The sequence below is a fragment of the Azospirillum oryzae genome (assembly GCF_008364795.1).
Taxonomy (GTDB): domain Bacteria; phylum Pseudomonadota; class Alphaproteobacteria; order Azospirillales; family Azospirillaceae; genus Azospirillum; species Azospirillum oryzae.
On record NZ_VTTM01000009.1, the window covers coordinates 150,704 to 166,142 of the forward strand.

19 protein-coding genes are annotated in these 15,439 nt (G+C 66.9%); 11 read left to right on the forward strand and 8 right to left on the reverse strand.

All coding sequences use genetic code 11. The features are described from left to right. Positions 1-87 precede the first annotated feature (87 nt). Together FZ938_RS22065 and FZ938_RS22070 are read right to left on the reverse strand one after the other, a co-directional pair. Complete coding sequence (locus FZ938_RS22065) at positions 88-969, reverse strand: c-type cytochrome (RefSeq protein ID WP_149200592.1); 882 nt, start codon at positions 967-969, stop codon at positions 88-90. A gap of 3 nt (positions 970-972) precedes the next feature. After that, positions 973-1,458, reverse strand: a complete 486-nt coding sequence (locus FZ938_RS22070) for a c-type cytochrome (RefSeq protein ID WP_149200593.1) — start codon at positions 1,456-1,458, stop codon at positions 973-975. A gap of 146 nt (positions 1,459-1,604) precedes the next feature. Here FZ938_RS22070 and FZ938_RS22075 point away from each other — a divergent pair, with 146 nt between their 5' ends. From FZ938_RS22075 to alr, 3 genes are all read left to right on the forward strand, one after another. Further along, a complete protein-coding gene (locus FZ938_RS22075) occupies positions 1,605-2,189 on the forward strand; it encodes an LOG family protein (RefSeq protein WP_149200594.1) in 585 nt (194 codons plus the stop codon). A gap of 135 nt (positions 2,190-2,324) precedes the next feature. Beyond that, on the forward strand, positions 2,325-3,830 hold the full coding sequence (locus FZ938_RS22080) for a replicative DNA helicase (protein ID WP_149200595.1): 1,506 nt from the start codon (positions 2,325-2,327) through the stop codon (positions 3,828-3,830). Positions 3,831-3,835: 5 nt separating this feature from the next. Beyond that, positions 3,836-4,954: an alanine racemase gene (gene alr / locus FZ938_RS22085; protein WP_149200596.1), complete on the forward strand. Its 1,119-nt coding sequence runs from the start codon at positions 3,836-3,838 to the stop codon at positions 4,952-4,954. Between the two features lie 53 nt (positions 4,955-5,007). On the opposite strand, the gene FZ938_RS22090 is transcribed toward alr, so the two are convergent. The 3 genes from FZ938_RS22090 to FZ938_RS22100 are packed head-to-tail and all read right to left on the reverse strand — an operon-like array spanning position 5,008 to position 7,013. Next, positions 5,008-5,574: a hypothetical protein gene (locus tag FZ938_RS22090; protein ID WP_149200597.1), complete on the reverse strand. Its 567-nt coding sequence runs from the start codon at positions 5,572-5,574 to the stop codon at positions 5,008-5,010. 18 nt (positions 5,575-5,592) lie between these two features. Then, a complete protein-coding gene (locus FZ938_RS22095) occupies positions 5,593-6,630 on the reverse strand; it encodes a M91 family zinc metallopeptidase (protein ID WP_149200598.1) in 1,038 nt (345 codons plus the stop codon). Beyond that, positions 6,630-7,013 carry a hypothetical protein gene (locus tag FZ938_RS22100; protein ID WP_149200599.1) on the reverse strand — a complete coding sequence of 128 codons (384 nt, stop codon included), beginning with the start codon at positions 7,011-7,013 and terminating at the stop codon, positions 6,630-6,632. The genes FZ938_RS22095 and FZ938_RS22100 overlap by 1 nt, the downstream gene beginning before the upstream one ends. 473 nt (positions 7,014-7,486) lie before the next feature. Here FZ938_RS22100 and FZ938_RS22105 point away from each other — a divergent pair, with 473 nt between their 5' ends. From FZ938_RS22105 to FZ938_RS22120, 4 genes are all read left to right on the forward strand, one after another. Continuing rightward, positions 7,487-8,263: an MlaE family ABC transporter permease gene (locus FZ938_RS22105; protein ID WP_149200600.1), complete on the forward strand. Its 777-nt coding sequence runs from the start codon at positions 7,487-7,489 to the stop codon at positions 8,261-8,263. A gap of 25 nt (positions 8,264-8,288) precedes the next feature. Beyond that, positions 8,289-9,065: an ABC transporter ATP-binding protein gene (locus FZ938_RS22110; RefSeq protein WP_149200601.1), complete on the forward strand. Its 777-nt coding sequence runs from the start codon at positions 8,289-8,291 to the stop codon at positions 9,063-9,065. Positions 9,066-9,152: 87 nt separating this feature from the next. Further along, the gene (locus tag FZ938_RS22115) at positions 9,153-9,833 is read left to right on the forward strand and encodes an endonuclease III domain-containing protein (protein WP_246457958.1); all 681 of its coding nucleotides are present in this window, start codon (positions 9,153-9,155) and stop codon (positions 9,831-9,833) included. A gap of 83 nt (positions 9,834-9,916) precedes the next feature. Next, positions 9,917-10,159, forward strand: a complete 243-nt coding sequence (locus tag FZ938_RS22120; protein WP_149200603.1) for a DUF1178 family protein — start codon at positions 9,917-9,919, stop codon at positions 10,157-10,159. Positions 10,160-10,171: 12 nt separating this feature from the next. On the opposite strand, the gene FZ938_RS22125 is transcribed toward FZ938_RS22120, so the two are convergent. Next, complete coding sequence (locus FZ938_RS22125) at positions 10,172-11,122, reverse strand: peptidoglycan-binding domain-containing protein (RefSeq protein WP_149200604.1); 951 nt, start codon at positions 11,120-11,122, stop codon at positions 10,172-10,174. Positions 11,123-11,368: 246 nt separating this feature from the next. Between FZ938_RS22125 and FZ938_RS22130 the strand changes: the two genes are divergently transcribed. Beyond that, complete coding sequence (locus FZ938_RS22130; protein WP_149200605.1) at positions 11,369-11,650, forward strand: hypothetical protein; 282 nt, start codon at positions 11,369-11,371, stop codon at positions 11,648-11,650. An 18-nt stretch (positions 11,651-11,668) separates the two neighbouring features. Here FZ938_RS22130 and FZ938_RS22135 read toward each other — a convergent pair whose 3' ends face one another. Beyond that, positions 11,669-12,082 (reverse strand): hypothetical protein, encoded by a 414-nt coding sequence (locus tag FZ938_RS22135; protein ID WP_149200606.1) that lies wholly within the window; start codon positions 12,080-12,082, stop codon positions 11,669-11,671. 21 nt (positions 12,083-12,103) lie between these two features. Continuing rightward, positions 12,104-13,561: a GH1 family beta-glucosidase gene (locus FZ938_RS22140; RefSeq protein ID WP_149200607.1), complete on the reverse strand. Its 1,458-nt coding sequence runs from the start codon at positions 13,559-13,561 to the stop codon at positions 12,104-12,106. 150 nt (positions 13,562-13,711) lie between these two features. Between FZ938_RS22140 and FZ938_RS22145 the strand changes: the two genes are divergently transcribed. The 3 genes from FZ938_RS22145 to FZ938_RS22155 all read left to right on the forward strand — a co-directional run bounded on the left by FZ938_RS22145 (position 13,712) and on the right by FZ938_RS22155 (position 15,423). After that, positions 13,712-13,906 carry a twin transmembrane helix small protein gene (locus FZ938_RS22145; protein ID WP_109073584.1) on the forward strand — a complete coding sequence of 65 codons (195 nt, stop codon included), beginning with the start codon at positions 13,712-13,714 and terminating at the stop codon, positions 13,904-13,906. Between the two features lie 9 nt (positions 13,907-13,915). After that, positions 13,916-14,485: a cob(I)yrinic acid a,c-diamide adenosyltransferase gene (locus tag FZ938_RS22150; RefSeq protein WP_149200608.1), complete on the forward strand. Its 570-nt coding sequence runs from the start codon at positions 13,916-13,918 to the stop codon at positions 14,483-14,485. A gap of 188 nt (positions 14,486-14,673) precedes the next feature. Next, entirely contained in the window at positions 14,674-15,423 is a 750-nt protein-coding gene (locus FZ938_RS22155) for an electron transfer flavoprotein subunit beta/FixA family protein (protein ID WP_149200609.1), read from the forward strand. The last annotated feature ends 16 nt before the right edge of the window (positions 15,424-15,439 follow it).

The window sequence follows — 15,439 nt, forward strand, 5'->3', positions numbered from 1 at the left end:
GTTGGAGCGGAACCATCCGCCAAACGGGCTCGGTTGCCCCATAGGATCATGAATCCGCAGCGAATCGGCGCCTGTTGCCGAGAAGACTCACTCCTTCGCAGGAACCGTCTTCAGATAGGCGACGATGGCGGCGCGGTCGTCGGCCGTCAGCTTGGAGGTGGTGTTGCGCACGACCTCTCCCATGGCGCCGCCGGCGACGTCGCCTTCGGGGGTCAGGCCGGTTTCCAGGAATAGCGTCAGGTCGCCGTCCGACCAGCCGCCGACCCCGCCCTTGCCCTTGGCTCCGGTGATGCCCGGCACCTTGTCGCCGTCCGGTCCGTCCGGGTTGCCGGCCAGATAGCGGTCGGCATCGAGCCCGCCCAGCAGGGTGCGCGGGCTGTGGCATTCGGCGCAATGGCCCTGCGCATCGACCAGATAGCGCCCGCGGTTCCAGGCCGCCGGCTTGGCCGGGTCGTCGGGTACCGGGCCGGGGGTCAGGTACAGCCACTGCCAGACCGGCAGCAGAAATCGCCAGGAGAAGGGCGGCGTCAGGTCGTGCGGCTTGTTCGGGGCCGCCACCGCCGGGCGGCTGAACAGATAGGCCTTCAGGTCCAGCAGGTCGCGGTCGGTCATCCGCGTGTAGGCGGCATAGGGAAAGGCGGGGAACAGGGCGGCGCCGTCCGGGCGTACGCCCTCGCGCAGGGCGCGGATGAAGTCGGCGTCGCTCCACCGGCCGATGCCGGTCACCGGATCCGGCGTGATGTTGGGGGTGTGGAAGGTGCCGAAGGGCGTCGCCAGCGCCCGGCCGCCGGCCAGCGGCTGACCGCCGCCCTTCACGTCGGTGTGGCAGCCGAGGCAGCCGGCGGCGTTGAAGATGTAGGCGCCCCGCTGGACGGCATCGCCGGCGGGAGCATCGCCGGCGGCATGCGCGGCGCCGCCCGCGGCGGCGAGCGGCAGCAGCACGGACGCGGCGGTCAGGAGACGCCGCACCGGTCAGTTCTTCTTGACGCGGAAGTCCTCGTGGCAGCTTCCGCAGGCCTTGGAGGTGGCGCCCAGCGCCTGGGCGATCTGCGCGCGGTCGCCGCTTTTCAGCGCGGCCTCCAGCTTCTCGGCCGCCGGCTCGACGGCGCCCCAGTATTTCTGCACCTCGCCCCAGTTCTTCCACAGCTCCGGCTTGGCGGCGCTGTCGGCCACGCCGACGGCGGTGCCTTCGGGGAAGATCTTCTTCGGGTCCATCTTCGACACCGCCAGCACGGCTTCCGCCCCCTTGGCCGCGTCCTCGGCGGTGGCGCCCTCGTTCTTCACGAACTTGGCGACCGCGCCCATGCCGCCGCCCATCTTCTTCATGGTCTGCTGCCGGTCCTTCACCTGCTCCGCCGGATCGGCGGCGCCGGCGCTCTGCGCCGACATGCCGAACAGCGCGAACATCAGACCGGCGACGGATGCCGCCGCAAGGACATTGACGACCCGGTTGCTCATGTGGTCCCTCCCGATGATGCCGTGGCTCTTAACGGTGCCTGTGCCGCTGTTGACGCGCCGCCCTCGCCCGATATTCCATGGCATTCACCGGATTTTTTGCGGCCCCGCTCCCGATGGGTGGCGGTGGCGAGAAAGGTTGACCCGCGATGAAGAGCCTGTCGTCCGTCTGCGTCTATTGCGGTGCGTCGAGCCGCGTCGCCGATGTCCACAAGGAAGCCGCCCATGCGCTGGGCGACGGGCTGGCCCGCCGCGGCATCCGCATGGTCTATGGCGGCGGCCGGGTCGGGCTGATGGGAATCGCCGCCGACGCCGCCATCGCCGCCGGCGGCGAGGTGGTCGGCATCATCCCCGAACACATCCAGTCGGCGGAGATCGAGCACACCGGCCTGACCGAACTGCATGTCGTCGACAGCATGCATACCCGCAAGCGCATGATGGTGGAGCGGTCGGACGCCTTCGTCATCCTGCCGGGCGGGCTGGGCACGCTGGACGAGGCCTTCGAGATCCTGACCTGGAAGCAGCTGCAGTTGCACGACAAGCCGATCGTCATCGCCGACGTCGACGGCTACTGGCGCCCGCTGCTGGGCCTGATCGACCACATGGTCGCCCAGGGCTTCGCCCGCATCGACCGCTCCGCCCTCTACCGCGTTGCCGACCAGATCGACGGCGTGTTCCAGGCGCTGGGCGCGATGCCCGACGCGGCGCATCCGGACCAGCCCCGGAAGATGTAGGGCTTGAGCTTCAAAGCCCGGTCGCCGTTATCCCCAGACTTCCCAGCCTGTGGATAACTTCTGTGCACAGCTTTTGTGGAGGGTCCCCCGCCCTTCGCCGAGCGTTCGCGTTCTGTTTCTGCTATTGTGTCCTCCATGAGCAACCAGACCTCATCGCTGTTCGATCCCCGCCCGTCGTCCGCGGTCAAGCCGACGGCCGAATACCGCACGCCCCCCAACAACGAGGAGGCGGAGCAGGCGCTGCTGGGCGCGATCCTGGTCAACAACAAGGCCTATGAGAAGGTCGGCGAGTTCCTGCGGCCGGAGCATTTCTACGACCCGGCCCACCAGCGCATCTTCGCCGCCATCACCAAGATGATCGACCGCGGCCAGATCGCGAACCCGGTCACGCTGAAGTCCCTGTTCGACAACGATCCCGAACTGGCGGTGGAAGGCGGCAGCGCCTATCTGGCGGAGCTGGCGGCCAACGTCGTCACCGTGGTCAACGCCGGTGATTACGGCAAGACCATCCACGACCTGTTCATCCGACGGCAGCTGATCGAGGTCGGCACCGACATGGTGAACGAGGCGTACCGCCACGACCTCGACATCACCGCGCTCGACCAGATCGGCGAGGCGGAAAAGCAGCTGTTCGACCTCGCCTCGACCGGCGACGTGCAGGGCGGCTTCGTGGCGTTCGGCGAGTCGGTCAAGCATGCGATCACGACGGCGGAGGCGGCCTTCCGCCGCTCCAGCCACGTCACCGGCGTCACCACCGGGCTGATCGACATCGACCGCAAGCTGGGCGGCCTGCACCCGTCGGACCTGATCATCCTCGCCGGGCGTCCCTCCATGGGCAAGACGGCACTGGCCACCAACATCGCCTTCAACGCCGCCAAGGCGCACATGCGCACATCCGGCCAGGAAGGCGGCGTGGTCGGTTTCTTCTCGCTGGAAATGTCGGCGGAACAGCTCGCCACCCGTATCCTCGCCGACGAGGTACAGGTGCCGGGTGACAAGATCCGCCGCGGCGAGATCCGCGACACCGACTTCCCGAAATTCGTCCAGGCCAGCCAGGACCTCGCCCGCTGCCCCTTCTATGTCGACGACACGCCGGCCCTGTCGGTCGCCGCGGTGCGCACCCGCTGCCGCCGGCTGAAGCGGACGTCGGGCCTCAGCATGGTGGTGGTCGACTATCTCCAGCTGCTGCGCGGCTCGTCGTCGCGCGGGTCGGAGAACCGGGTGCAGGAAATCTCGGAGATCACCCGCGGCCTGAAGGCCATCGCCAAGGAGCTGGACGTGCCGGTGGTGGCGCTGTCGCAGTTGAGCCGCGCGGTGGAGCTTCGCGAGGACAAGCGTCCGCAGCTGGCCGACCTTCGCGAATCGGGCTCGATCGAGCAGGACGCCGACGTCGTGATGTTCGTCTTCCGCGAACAGTATTATCTTGAGCGCGCCGAGCCCTCGCGCCGGCCCGACGAGAGCGACGACAAGTTCAACGACCGCTACCAGCGCTGGCAGCAGCGCCTGGGCGAGGTGCACAACACCGCCGAGGTGATCATCGCCAAGCAGCGTCACGGTCCGATCGGCACCGTCCGCCTCTACTTCGACGGCCAGTTCACCAAGTTCGGCGATCTCGACCAGCACCACCAGACCGACGAGTGACCAGAGTGACGAGCGACCTGAACCCGCGCGCCGGCGCCATCCTGACCGTGGATCTCGGCGCCGTCGTCGCCAACTGGACCCAGCTGCGCGACCGCGTGGCGCCGGCGGAATGCTCCGCCGTGGTCAAGGCCGACGCCTATGGGCTGGGGGTGGCGCGCGTCGTGCCGGCCCTGGCCACCGCCGGTTGCCGGACCTTCGTCGTCGCCCAGTTCGAGGAGGCGCTGGCCGTCCGCCGCGCGCTGGAACCGGTGGCGCCGCAAGCTCAGGTCTTCTCGCTGGGCGGCCTGCCGGTGGGTTGCGAGGGGGAGTTCATCGCCAACCGCATCCTGCCGGTGCTGAACCACCTGGGCGAGATCGCGGCGTGGCGGGCCTTCGCCGCGTCACGCGGCGAGGTTCTGCCGGCGGTGATCCACATCGACACCGGCATGAACCGCCTGGGCCTCGGCCCCGACGAGCTGGACGACCTCGCCGGTCATCCGCAGTGGCTGGAGGGCATCGACGTCCGCTATTGGATGACCCACCTCGCCTGCGCCGACGAATTCGACAACCCGATGACCGGGGAGCAGCTCGACCGCTTCCGCGCGGCGCTGACCCGACTGCCGAAGGCGAAGGCGAGCTTTGCCAACTCGTCCGGCATCTTCCACGGCAAGGACCATCATTTCGACCTCGCCCGGCCGGGCTGCGCGCTCTACGGCGTCAACCCGACGCCGCATCTGCCGAATCCGATGCGGGATACGGTACGGTTGGACGCCAAGCTGCTGCAGGTGCGCAACTGCGACGCGTCGATGACGGTCGGCTATGGCGCCGCCCACAAGGTGGCCGGCCCGGCGCGGATCGCCACCATCGGCGTGGGCTACGCCGACGGCTACATGCGGTCGCTCGGCGGCAAGGGGCACATCTTCGTCGACGGCGTCGCCGCCCCCATCGTCGGCCGCATCTCCATGGACCTCATCACCATCGACGTCACCGGCCTGTCGGAGTCGGCGGCCCATGCCGGCCGCATGGTCGAGCTGATCGGGCCGAACCGGCTGGTCGACACAGTGGCGGCGGAGGGCGGGACCATCGGCTACGAAATCCTGACCTCGCTCGGCCGGCGCTATCACCGGATTTATGTGGGCGGGTGATCGGCACGCGGCGATCGGGCACAGGAGTTCCCCGTCGCGCCCCACGATGGCGGTCAGTCTACCACGAGCACCGGGTGATGGAGCGGTATCCGGGCAGACCGCCAAACTTCGGCGGCGGCGATGGTCTTGTCCATGTCGCGAAAATCATAGAATTGCAGCTTGGCGGAGCGGCCGGCGTCGACCACCGCCAGCCCCCCGTCCCGCACCGCGCCAACGCGAATTTCGACAAAAGCGGCATGGGCGGCCATGCGAGGCTCCCCCTCGCCGGTCGGATCGTCGAAGTGTCCGTAATAGAGGTTGGTGGGCACAGTGTCCGGCAAAGTCGTGCGCTTAACGCGGATGGAAGAATCGTCCAAACGGCTGGCTTTCGGCACATAGGGCAGCAGGACAGACATCATGTCAGGGACTTCAGGAATGCCCTGGTAGAGAATCAGGGTGTCGCCTTCCCGCCAGCGGAAATACACATCCCCCGGCCCGGCGGCGGGAGATGATGGGTCGGCAGCGATGCCGTCGAACAAATAATAGTCGTGGCCGGAGGAATTCTCCAGGCTCCATTCCACGACGTTGCGCCCATCGGAATCGCGCTTCGTGGTAATGGTTAAGTTTATCCCCTTGGGCATCGCCACAATTTCCTTCGGTCAGGGCTTTGGCTTTTCATCATAGACCGCCTTCAACGAGCCGGAATAGCCGGGGCGGATGGGCATGTCCTGGTCAACCCGGAGCTGGTTTTCGGTCATGGACGTCGTTCCTGCCTGCGGAGGCATCCACAACGTCATGCCGGGCGTCAGTGCCGTCGTGGCGCTTATGCGGTTCGCCTTTTTGATGGCATCCTCGTAGCCGCTCTTTCCATAGTAGGACTTGGAGATTTCCTTGACGATGTCATCGTTCGAGCGCGTGTTCTTTCCATCGGTGGCCTCCGCAGCAGTGATCGCGTGCATGCTGTCCAGACCGACGGTGCTGTTCTCCTCATCTTCGTTGTAGGATTGGCTGGCACCTTTGATCCTCGTCTTTCCTTGGGCAGCGTGAACGGCATGGATCATTTCGTGTCCCAACACCTTTTCCGACGGGAAATCAATATCCACCCCGTTGATGGTGATGGTCATTGACCGGTCCGCCCTATACAGCACTGTGCTGGCCTTCGCCCCCGCCCCGTCCACCACCTTGCCGCTGGAATCCAAACGCTGCTTGCCCTCTTTGCTGTCGGTGCCGGTTGTGAATTGGCAGGCATCTTCGGCAAGGAAGGACTCACTGATCGTCAGGACATAGCCTTTGTCCTTATTCGCCTTTTGTAATGCCCTGAGAATGGACTTTCCGGTATCGGTCTTGGCCAACGTCCTCAAATCTTGCACAACATTGTTGGAAAACGCGTCCGATCCTTTGATCTTGATGGCGGGAAAATTTTTGATCGCGTGCTCGTCGCCATCGTAGTAATAGCGCCCCGTGCTGCCCAACTGCTTTAGATTCTTGTCGTTTTTGGGGTCAGGGGTGCCCTGGTTGATGGGCGTGGGGCCTTGGGCCGCCCCCCCATTGCCAGTACTGGCCACGCCCAAAATAAACCAGGGCAGCGGATCGGCTTGAGTGGCCGGGCACGCCTGGACAACATTCCGGACCACCGTTTTTGCCAGCGCCAGCCCTGCCGTTCGCACGGCGGCCAAACGTTCGATGTTCGACGCCATCAATTCAGCGCGGCGAAGGCTGTGACATCGGGCACACTCGTCACGCGGCGGCCGCACTTGATGGCGTGGCGCATCAACTCCTCGATACGGTAGGTTTCGCTGGCGTTCCGGTCGAAAAGCGCGCGCTGCAGGCACGGCTCGGAGGAGATGCGGTCAAAGTCGGGACCAAATTCCAAGATCAGGGACGCCAGACAGAGAACGGCGCCGCAAGACTCAAATCCATACACGTCCGCCTTGTCCAGGGCCGCACGGGTCGTCCTCTCGATGTCGGCGGGAGCGGTCTCGGGATAGAGCACGCTTAACTCACGGCCGATGTCGCGCAGTGCCACAACCATCGCGGACCGTTGGAGAGCAGCCTGTTGGGAAAGGGATAAAACAATCACAGAGGGTCATCCTCCCTATCTATTCACCTTTTCTAGAATTAATGGTAAGTTTTTTCAACCCTGAAAGCTTATTGCCATTCCTTACCTCATCAAATCGGACGCTGGCCGAGTGTGCGCGAACCATATGGTGGCCTGCAATTCCGGCGTCCGGCAGACGACCCGTTCGGTCCACTCGTCTCGCGCGGAGAGGCAGCGCGGGCAACTCGTTCAGAAGGTCGTTGTGCGGGCTGCCGATCGGGGGAGCGGAACCAACTCACCACGGCGACCCCTCGACCGCATATGCTGCCGACTTGCTCCGACCTGGATTGCTTCGTTGTCAAGGTGCGCGGATTGCGCTGCCTCCGCCATCATCGTCGAGTTCCACGCCGTCCCCGTCTCCCCACCATTGCAAAGTCCAAGGATGACCTAGGCGCTCATCGGTGCTATGACCGCATCGCCCAAACGAGTCTCTAACCAAGGATGCGGGCCGACTGATGGGTTTCCTCGCCGCTACCGGCCGGGCCTTCCTGATCTTCCTGGAAGCGACCGGACGCCTTGCCCTGTTCACCGGATCCGCCCTGTCGCACTGCGTGCGTCCGCCGCTCTATCCACGGCAGATCATGCGGCAGATGATCGACATCGGCTATTACTCGCTGCCGGTGGTCGGGCTGACGGCGCTGTTCACCGGCATGGTGCTGGCGCTGCAGAGCTATAGCGGCTTCTCCCGCTTCCAGGCGGAGGGTGCCATCGCCACCGTCGTCGTGCTGTCGATCACCCGGGAACTTGGCCCGGTGCTGGCCGGCCTGATGGTGGCGGGCCGCATCGGCGCCGCCATGGCGGCGGAGATCGGCACCATGCGGGTGACCGAGCAGATCGACGCGCTGTCGACCCTGTCGACCAACCCGCACAAGTATCTGGTGGCGCCGCGGCTGATCGCCGGCCTGACCATGGTGCCGCTGCTGGTGGTGGTCGCCGACATCATCGGCGTGTTCGGCGGTTTCCTGGTCGGCGTCTACCGGCTGGACTTCAACGCCGCCAGCTACATCAACCGCACCTGGGAATTCCTGGAACCGCTGGACGTGATCTCCGGTCTGGTCAAGGCGGCGATCTTCGGCTTCCTGATCGCGCTGATGGGCTGCTACCACGGTTACCACTCGAAGGGCGGCGCCCAGGGCGTCGGTGCCGCGACCACCAACGCGGTGGTGTCGGCCTCGATCATGATCCTGGTGTGGAACTACCTGATCACCGGCCTCTTCTTCTCGACCAAGTGAGCGCCACCCCATGACCGCTTCGCCCATGACCACTGTCCCCAAGATCGCGCTCAAGGGCGTCACCAAGCATTTCGGCCCGAAGAAGGTGCTGAACGGCATCGATCTGGAGGTGGCGAAGGGCGAGTCGCTGGTCGTCATCGGCGGGTCGGGCACCGGCAAGTCGGTGATGCTGAAGAGCATCCTCGGCCTGCTGACGCCGGATTCCGGCTCGATCAAGGTCGACGGCGAAGAGACGACGCGGCTGCGCTCGCGCGAGCGGGAGAAGCTGCTGCACAAGTTCGGCATGCTGTTTCAGGGCGCCGCCCTGTTCGACAGTCTGCCGGTCTGGGAAAACGTCGCCTTCGGCCTGATCCAGGGCGAGCATATGCCGCGATCCCAGGCCAAGGAGATTGCCATCGCCAAGCTGGGCGCCGTCGGCCTCACCCCGGACGTGGCGGAACTGTCGCCGTCGGAGCTGTCGGGCGGCATGCAGAAGCGCGTCGGCCTTGCCCGCGCCATCGCCGACGAGCCGGAGATCATCTTCTTCGACGAGCCGACGACCGGCCTCGACCCGATCATGGCCGACGTCATCAACGAGCTGATCGTGCAGTGCGTGAAGGACCTTGGCGCCACCGCGGTCACCATCACCCACGACATGGCGTCCGCCCGCAAGATCGCCGACCGCGTCGCCATGATCTATCAGGGCCGCATCATCTGGACCGGCCACGCCCGCGACATCGACAATTCGGGCAACGCCTATGTCGACCAGTTCGTCCATGGCCGGGCGGATGGGCCGATCAAGATGCAGATCAAGGCGCTCTGACCGGAACATAGTCCGGAGTCGCGAGTTGTCGGACGGGGGCCTGCCGTAACGCCCCGTCCGTTCAGCCCGTGCCCGGAGACGATGCCGGTGAGTTTGCAGTCCGCGGCGTCCCAGTCCTTCGACATCGACGAGGCGTTCCGCCGCCTGCGGGTCGCCGTCGCCGCCTATCCCAAGGCGGCGATGTTCGAGCTGCGCGACCGTGGCCACGCCTCCCCTTTCGAGCAGCTGGTCGCCAGCCTGATCTCCGCCCGGACGCGGGACGAGACGACGCTGGCGGTCGCCGAGCGGCTGTTCGCGGTGGCCGCCACCCCCGCCGCGATGGCCGCCCTGCCGGAAGACCGGCTGGTGGATCTGCTGCACGGCGCCACCTTCCCGGAACCGAAAGCCCGCGACATCCGCGACCTGTCCCGCCGCATCGTCGAGGAGCATGGCGGCGAGGTGCCCGATACGCCGGACGGGCTGATGCGCTTTCGCGGCGTCGGGCCGAAGATCGCGGCGCTGACGCTGGCCGTCGGCTTCGACATTCCGGCGCTGGCGGTCGACATCCATGTCCACCGCGTCACCAACCGCTGGGGCTATGTGCGGGCGCGCACGCCGGAAAAGACGATGACGGCGCTGCTGGCGGTGCTGCCCAAGCGCTATTGGGTGGAGATCAATGAGCGGCTGGTGCCCTTCGGCAAATGGGTCTGCACCGGCGAAAGGCCGCGCTGCTCCACCTGTCCGCTGCTGTCGATGTGCGCGCGGGTGGGCGTGACCGAGTCACGCTGACGATAGGATTGATGCAGATCCTGGCGGGGTGCCGGAGGCTTGGCTAGAAGACGGCCGGGTTTCCGCTTTCCGAGGCTCTTGCGATGATCGTCTATGCCCTGCACTGCGCCTGCGGCCATGATTTCGACCAGTGGTTCGACAATATGGCCGATTACGACGCCAAGAAGGCCGCCGGTATCCCCTGCCCGTCCTGCGGCGGCACCGAAGTCGCCAAGGCCATCATGGCCCCGCGCGTCGGCAAGTCCCTGCCGGCGCCCGCCCCGGCCTGCGCGCCCGCCTGCGCCCCCAGTGGCTGCGGCGGGGGCGGCTGTCCGATGATGATGTGAGATAGGCGGCGCTCAGCGCCGCCGTGCCTCCGCCGTCAGCCGCGGACCGGGCGTCAGTTCCTCGCGGCGGCGGGGGCCGCCGAAGCTCGGCTCGACGCGGGTGTCGCGCGGACGGTCGTCGCCGGCCGGTGTGCGGCTGAGTGGATCGACGCCCCGGCCGCTGCGCCACCATGCGAAGCCGAGGCCGCCCAGCGTCGCGGCGAGCAGCCCGGCGACACCGGCACGCGCGGCGTTGGACTGCCAGACCGACGGGGCCGCGCCGACCGCAACCGGTTCCTCCACCGGGACCGGCTTCCCGTCGGGCGTGGTCGCCGACACCGCCCCGCGCGGTGCGGCCTGCGGCACCGGCCCCTCGGATGCGCTGGCGGAGGCGCTGGCCGACGGACGCGGCGCGCTCTGGGGAGTCGGGCTGGAAGGCGCGGCAGCGGAAGCCGGCGCGCTCGCCGATGGACGCGCCGCCGGGGCGGCGGCGCTGTGGCTGGCGGAAGAGGACGACGACGACGAGGACGACACCGGGGCGCCGCCGAATTGGGCCATGCCGCCGACGCTCTCGTTGCCCGACTCGACCCGGCCGGTCGGGGCGGCGCGCGGCGTCACCTCCTTCTCGTGGCGGGTCTGGCCAACCTGGCTCTTGGACAGGCTGCCCATGGTCGGCGCGGCCTTCTTTTCGCGGTCGCCCATCATTTTTGCGATGGTGGCCTGATCCAGGTTGCCGGTGGCGGGCAGGCCCACCGACTTCTGATAGGCGCTGAGGGCTGAGCGGGTTTCCGGCGTCATCTGGCCCTTGGCCCGGCCGCCGATGTCGAAGCCCTTTTCCTTGAGGATGGTCTGCGCCCACTGGATGTCGGCGACCGATGGCTCCGCCCTTGCCGGAGCGGGCGTTCCCACGGTCAGAGCCGACACCACCACCGCGACAGCCGCCACCGCGGCGCCACCATGCACCCGCCGCGAAATCCCAGACATTGCCTCTCCCTCCGTCCGTGACGCCAGACCGACTTCAGAGCCACGACACTCCCCCGAATCGGGGAAATCCAGATCGTGTTACCAGATTGCGTCGCTTTTCCGGCGGCGATTTTGGTGCGTCTGCGTTGTCCGCCGCGCAGCGTTGCCGAAAAGGCGCGTTCCCGGAAATGGTGCACGAAAATGGATCGAAAAGCCCCGGTCGTGGTAGCGTCAAATCGGGGACGAAAAAGGAGCGAGTCGCAAGCCATGACCGGGACCATAGCCGCACGCTTGCCGGCCCTGCCGGTGCTGGCCTGCCTGTCCACGCTCGCCCTGCTGTCCGGCTGCAGCAGCCCGCCGTCCTACCGCGAGTGGACCGCCAGCCCCGACGTGCCCACCGTCGCCTATGACGAATGCACCGAGCAGGTGGACAACACCATGCGCCTGCGCGGCTATCCCCTGCGCCCGCTGCCGGAAACGCCGCAGTTCGGCTATCGCAAGGAGATCTTCGCGCTGTGCATGCGCCGCAAGGGCTATGCGGCGGAGTGACGCCTTGCCGCCCGGCCGTTACCGGCCGCCGGCGAAATGCAGGTAGGCCAGGGCGCCCGCCAGCGTGCCGATCAGGATCACCGTCAGATAGATGCGCAGCGGCAGGGCGACCGGTTCAGCGGATTTGCGCTTGCCCTTCGATTTGCGGGGAGTTGCCGGGACGGGCTTCGGTGGAGGCCGGACGCTTCCGCCCCTGGTGGGATCGTACAGCTCGATCAGCGTCCAGTTGAACTCCATCCCTTCATAGGCGGAGTCGGCGTTGTAATCGAGCTGGATCAGCCGGAAATAGGCCCGCGGGTTGATGCCGACCATCCGGTCGAAGCGCGCCTTGGCGTGGGCAAGCTCCTCGCCGACCTCCAGCGTCTTCCACCCCTTGCCACGCGCCTTCTGGATGGCGAATCGGGTCGGCTGGGGCGGACGGGGGGACGGCATGGCCGCAGTCTACCGCCACCCTCAGGCCAGCGGAACGGCGTTGTTGCGGATGACCGAGGCGTACCAGTCGTAGCTGGCCTTCGGGGTGCGGGCCATCGTCTTGCGGTCGACCTGGACAAGGCCGAAATGGCGGCGGTAGCCCTCCGACCATTCGAAATTGTCCAGCAGGGTCCAGGCCATGTAGCCCTTGAGGTTGCAGCCCTCGTCGATCGACTTGGCGGCGGCCAGCAGATGGTCGCGCAGATAGGCGATGCGATCGCGGTCCTCGACACGGCCGCTCGGGCCGATGCTGTCGGGATAGTCGGCGCCGTTCTCCGTCACATAGACCGGCGGGTTGCCGTATTTCTCCTGCAGTTCGGCCAGGATTTCGCTCAGCCCATCCGGCTCCACCGGCCAGTCCATGCCGGTCTTGCGCGTGCCCTCCGGCGCCGAGCCGTAGCCGGTGCCGAACAGCCCCTGCAGATCGGGCTGCTGGTGCATGCGGCTGTAGTAGTTGACGCCGAGGAAATCGACCGGCTGGTTGATGCGCGCCAGATCGTCGGGCTTGGCGATGCGGGCGAAGTCCGCCTCCAGCAACTCCGGGAAGCGGCCCTTGAACAGCGGGTCGAGGCAGGAGCGGTTCCACACCGCATCCCACATCAGCGAGGCCGGATAGTTCGAGTCGAGTCCGCCGACCGGCCAGGACGGCTGCAGCGACAGCACGGTGCCGAGCTGCCAGTTCCTGCCGCCGGCCTTGCGGAGCGCCGCCAGTGCGGTGCCCTGGGCGAGATTCTGGTGGTGGATCGCCTTCAGGCAGGTCTCGCGCCCGGTCAGGCCGGGCGCATGGCCGCCGGTGCCGTGGCCGAAGATGGCGACCACCGACGGCTCGTTCAGCATCACCCAGTGCTTGGCGCGGTCGCCCAGCCGGGCGGTCACCGCCAGCGCGTAATCGGTGAACCAGCCGGCGATGTCGCGGTTGGTCCAGCCGCCGCGGTCCTGCAGGGCCTGCGGCAGGTCCCAATGGAATAGGCAGGGCCAGGGCTGGATGCCTTTCGCCAGCAGCGTGTCGGTCAGCCGGTCGTAGAAGTCCAGCCCCTTGGCATTCACCGCACCGGTGCCCTGCGGCATCACCCGCGGCCAGGCGATGGAGAAGCGGTAGGCCTTCATCCCGGCCCGCGCCATCAGATCCACATCCTCGGCATAGCGGTGGTAATGGTCGCAGGCCACGTCGCCGGTGTCGCCGTTGGCGATTCGCCCGTAGGAATGGCTGAAGGTGTCCCAGACGCTGGGCGCCCGTCCATCCTCGGCGACGGCGCCCTCGATCTGGTAGCTGGAGGTGGAGACGCCCCACAGGAAATCGTCGGGGAAGGACGTCGACGGAACGGCGGTTCCGGGAGCCGCCTGGACGGGCTTGCGGCTCAGCGCCGCGAAGGCAGCGGTGCCGGCCGCGGTGACCGCGGTCGCCTTCAGGGCCGTCTTCAGGAAAGTCCGCCGCCGCATCGCCTGCATCTCCACTCTATCCGCCGATCCCGACGCCGCGCACTCTATGCGGTCCGGCGGCGTTGGCAACCGGGGGATTACCCGGAACACCGATTTCAAGGGACCACGTCGCCATAGGCGCGGGCCGGATGCTGGAATATAGTGGCGGTCATGCAAAACCTTTTCCCCATCCTGATGGTCATGGCGATGCTGGCGGTGGTCGGCTCGCTGTTCGTCGGCCTCTTCTTCATGGCCCGCGGCGGCCGGGGCGATCCCCGCCGCTCCAACAAGGCGATGCGGCTGCGCGTGATGCTGCAGGGTGCGGCGCTGCTGCTGTTCGTCCTCGCCATCCTGACCAAAGGCTGACGGTTCCCCATGGTGAAGCTGACCAAGATCTACACGCGCGGCGGCGACGCCGGCGAAACCTCGCTCGGCGACGGCAGCCGGGTGCCGAAGCATGACCGCCGCGTCGCCGCCTATGGCACGGTGGACGAGGCGAACGCCGTCATCGGCATGGCGCGGCTGCACACCGCCGGTATGACGGAAGCCGACGCCATGCTGGGCCGCATCCAGAACGACCTGTTCGACCTGGGCGCCGACCTCTGCACGCCGGAGGAGGAGGACCCGAAATACCCGCCGCTGCGCATCGTGCAGGCGCAGGTCGACCGGCTGGAGGCGGAGATCGACGCGATGAACGCCGATCTGGCGCCGCTGACCTCCTTCATCCTGCCCGGCGGCTCTCCGGCAGCGGCGCATCTGCATCTGGCGCGCACCGTCGTGCGGCGGGCGGAACGGCTGATGACCGATCTGGCCCGGCACGAGACGGTGACGCATGCTGCGCTGAAATACGTCAACCGGCTGTCCGACCATCTGTTCGTGCTGAGCCGGGTGGTGAACCGCAACGGGGCGGACGACGTGCTGTGGGTGCCCGGCGCCAACCGCTGAGCCTGCGCATTCCGGCGAACACTGCGCAATACGTCCCTGCCGCGACAATCAGGCCGGTACACGACGCCGCCCGCGCATCCGGCGCGTCATTGACAGTGGTAATGCCAGATCCTATGGTCCGTTCGCAACCACAGCAATTTTCGCGGTGTTCGCCGTAACAGGCGCGCGCTCAGCAGCCAGGGTGAGTTATGAAAGTCCTCGTCCCCGTTAAGCGAGTGGTCGACTACAACGTGAAGATCCGCGTCAAGGCGGATGGCAGCGGCGTCGAGACCGCCAACGTGAAGATGAGCATGAACCCCTTCGACGAGATCGCCGTCGAAGAAGCCGTGCGCCTGAAGGAAGCCGGCACGGCGACCGAGATCGTCGTGGTCTCCGTCGGCCCGACCCAGGCCCAGGAGACCCTGCGCACCGCTCTCGCCATGGGTGCCGACCGCGCCATCCTGGTGCAGACCGACGTGACGACCGAGCCGCTGGCCGTCGCCAAGCTGCTGAAGTCCCTGGTCGAGAAGGAGGCCCCCGGCCTCGTCATCCTCGGCAAGCAGGCGATCGACGACGACTGCAACCAGACCGGCCAGATGCTGGCCGCCCTGCTCGGCTGGGGCCAGGGCACCTTCGCCTCTAAGGTGGTTGCCGGCGACGGCAAGGTCGCGGTCACCCGCGAGATCGACGGCGGCCTGGAGACGGTCGAGCTGAAGCTGCCGGCGGTGGTCACCGCCGACCTGCGGCTGAACGAGCCGCGCTATGCCTCGCTGCCCAACATCATGAAGGCGAAGAAGAAGCCGCTGGAGACCGTCGCCCCGGATGCGCTGGGCGTCGATGTGACCCCGCGTCTGAAGACGCTGAAGGTCGTTGAGCCGCCGAAGCGTCAGGCCGGCATCAAGGTGCCCGACGTCGCCACGCTGGTCGACAAGCTCAAGAACGATGCGCGCGTGATCTGAGGGGGATGAACTGACC

Excerpts from the sequence above, each read along its gene's own strand:
- FZ938_RS22095 (WP_149200598.1), bottom strand. The coding sequence starts at position 6,630 with ATGGCGTCGAACATCGAACGTTTGGCCGCCGTGCGAACGGCAGGGCTG.
- FZ938_RS22140 (WP_149200607.1), bottom strand. The coding sequence starts at position 13,561 with ATGCGGCGGCGGACTTTCCTGAAGACGGCCCTGAAGGCGACCGCGGTC.
- FZ938_RS22130 (WP_149200605.1), top strand. The coding sequence starts at position 11,369 with ATGACCGGGACCATAGCCGCACGCTTGCCGGCCCTGCCGGTGCTGGCC.
- FZ938_RS22090 (WP_149200597.1), bottom strand. The coding sequence starts at position 5,574 with ATGCCCAAGGGGATAAACTTAACCATTACCACGAAGCGCGATTCCGAT.
- FZ938_RS22150 (WP_149200608.1), top strand. The coding sequence starts at position 13,916 with ATGGTGAAGCTGACCAAGATCTACACGCGCGGCGGCGACGCCGGCGAA.
- FZ938_RS22070 (WP_149200593.1), bottom strand. The coding sequence starts at position 1,458 with ATGAGCAACCGGGTCGTCAATGTCCTTGCGGCGGCATCCGTCGCCGGT.
- FZ938_RS22080 (WP_149200595.1), top strand. The coding sequence starts at position 2,325 with ATGAGCAACCAGACCTCATCGCTGTTCGATCCCCGCCCGTCGTCCGCG.
- FZ938_RS22075 (WP_149200594.1), top strand. The coding sequence starts at position 1,605 with ATGAAGAGCCTGTCGTCCGTCTGCGTCTATTGCGGTGCGTCGAGCCGC.
- FZ938_RS22125 (WP_149200604.1), bottom strand. The coding sequence starts at position 11,122 with ATGTCTGGGATTTCGCGGCGGGTGCATGGTGGCGCCGCGGTGGCGGCT.
- FZ938_RS22155 (WP_149200609.1), top strand. The coding sequence starts at position 14,674 with ATGAAAGTCCTCGTCCCCGTTAAGCGAGTGGTCGACTACAACGTGAAG.
- FZ938_RS22110 (WP_149200601.1), top strand. The coding sequence starts at position 8,289 with ATGACCACTGTCCCCAAGATCGCGCTCAAGGGCGTCACCAAGCATTTC.
- FZ938_RS22105 (WP_149200600.1), top strand. The coding sequence starts at position 7,487 with ATGGGTTTCCTCGCCGCTACCGGCCGGGCCTTCCTGATCTTCCTGGAA.
- FZ938_RS22145 (WP_109073584.1), top strand. The coding sequence starts at position 13,712 with ATGCAAAACCTTTTCCCCATCCTGATGGTCATGGCGATGCTGGCGGTG.
- FZ938_RS22120 (WP_149200603.1), top strand. The coding sequence starts at position 9,917 with ATGATCGTCTATGCCCTGCACTGCGCCTGCGGCCATGATTTCGACCAG.
- FZ938_RS22135 (WP_149200606.1), bottom strand. The coding sequence starts at position 12,082 with ATGCCGTCCCCCCGTCCGCCCCAGCCGACCCGATTCGCCATCCAGAAG.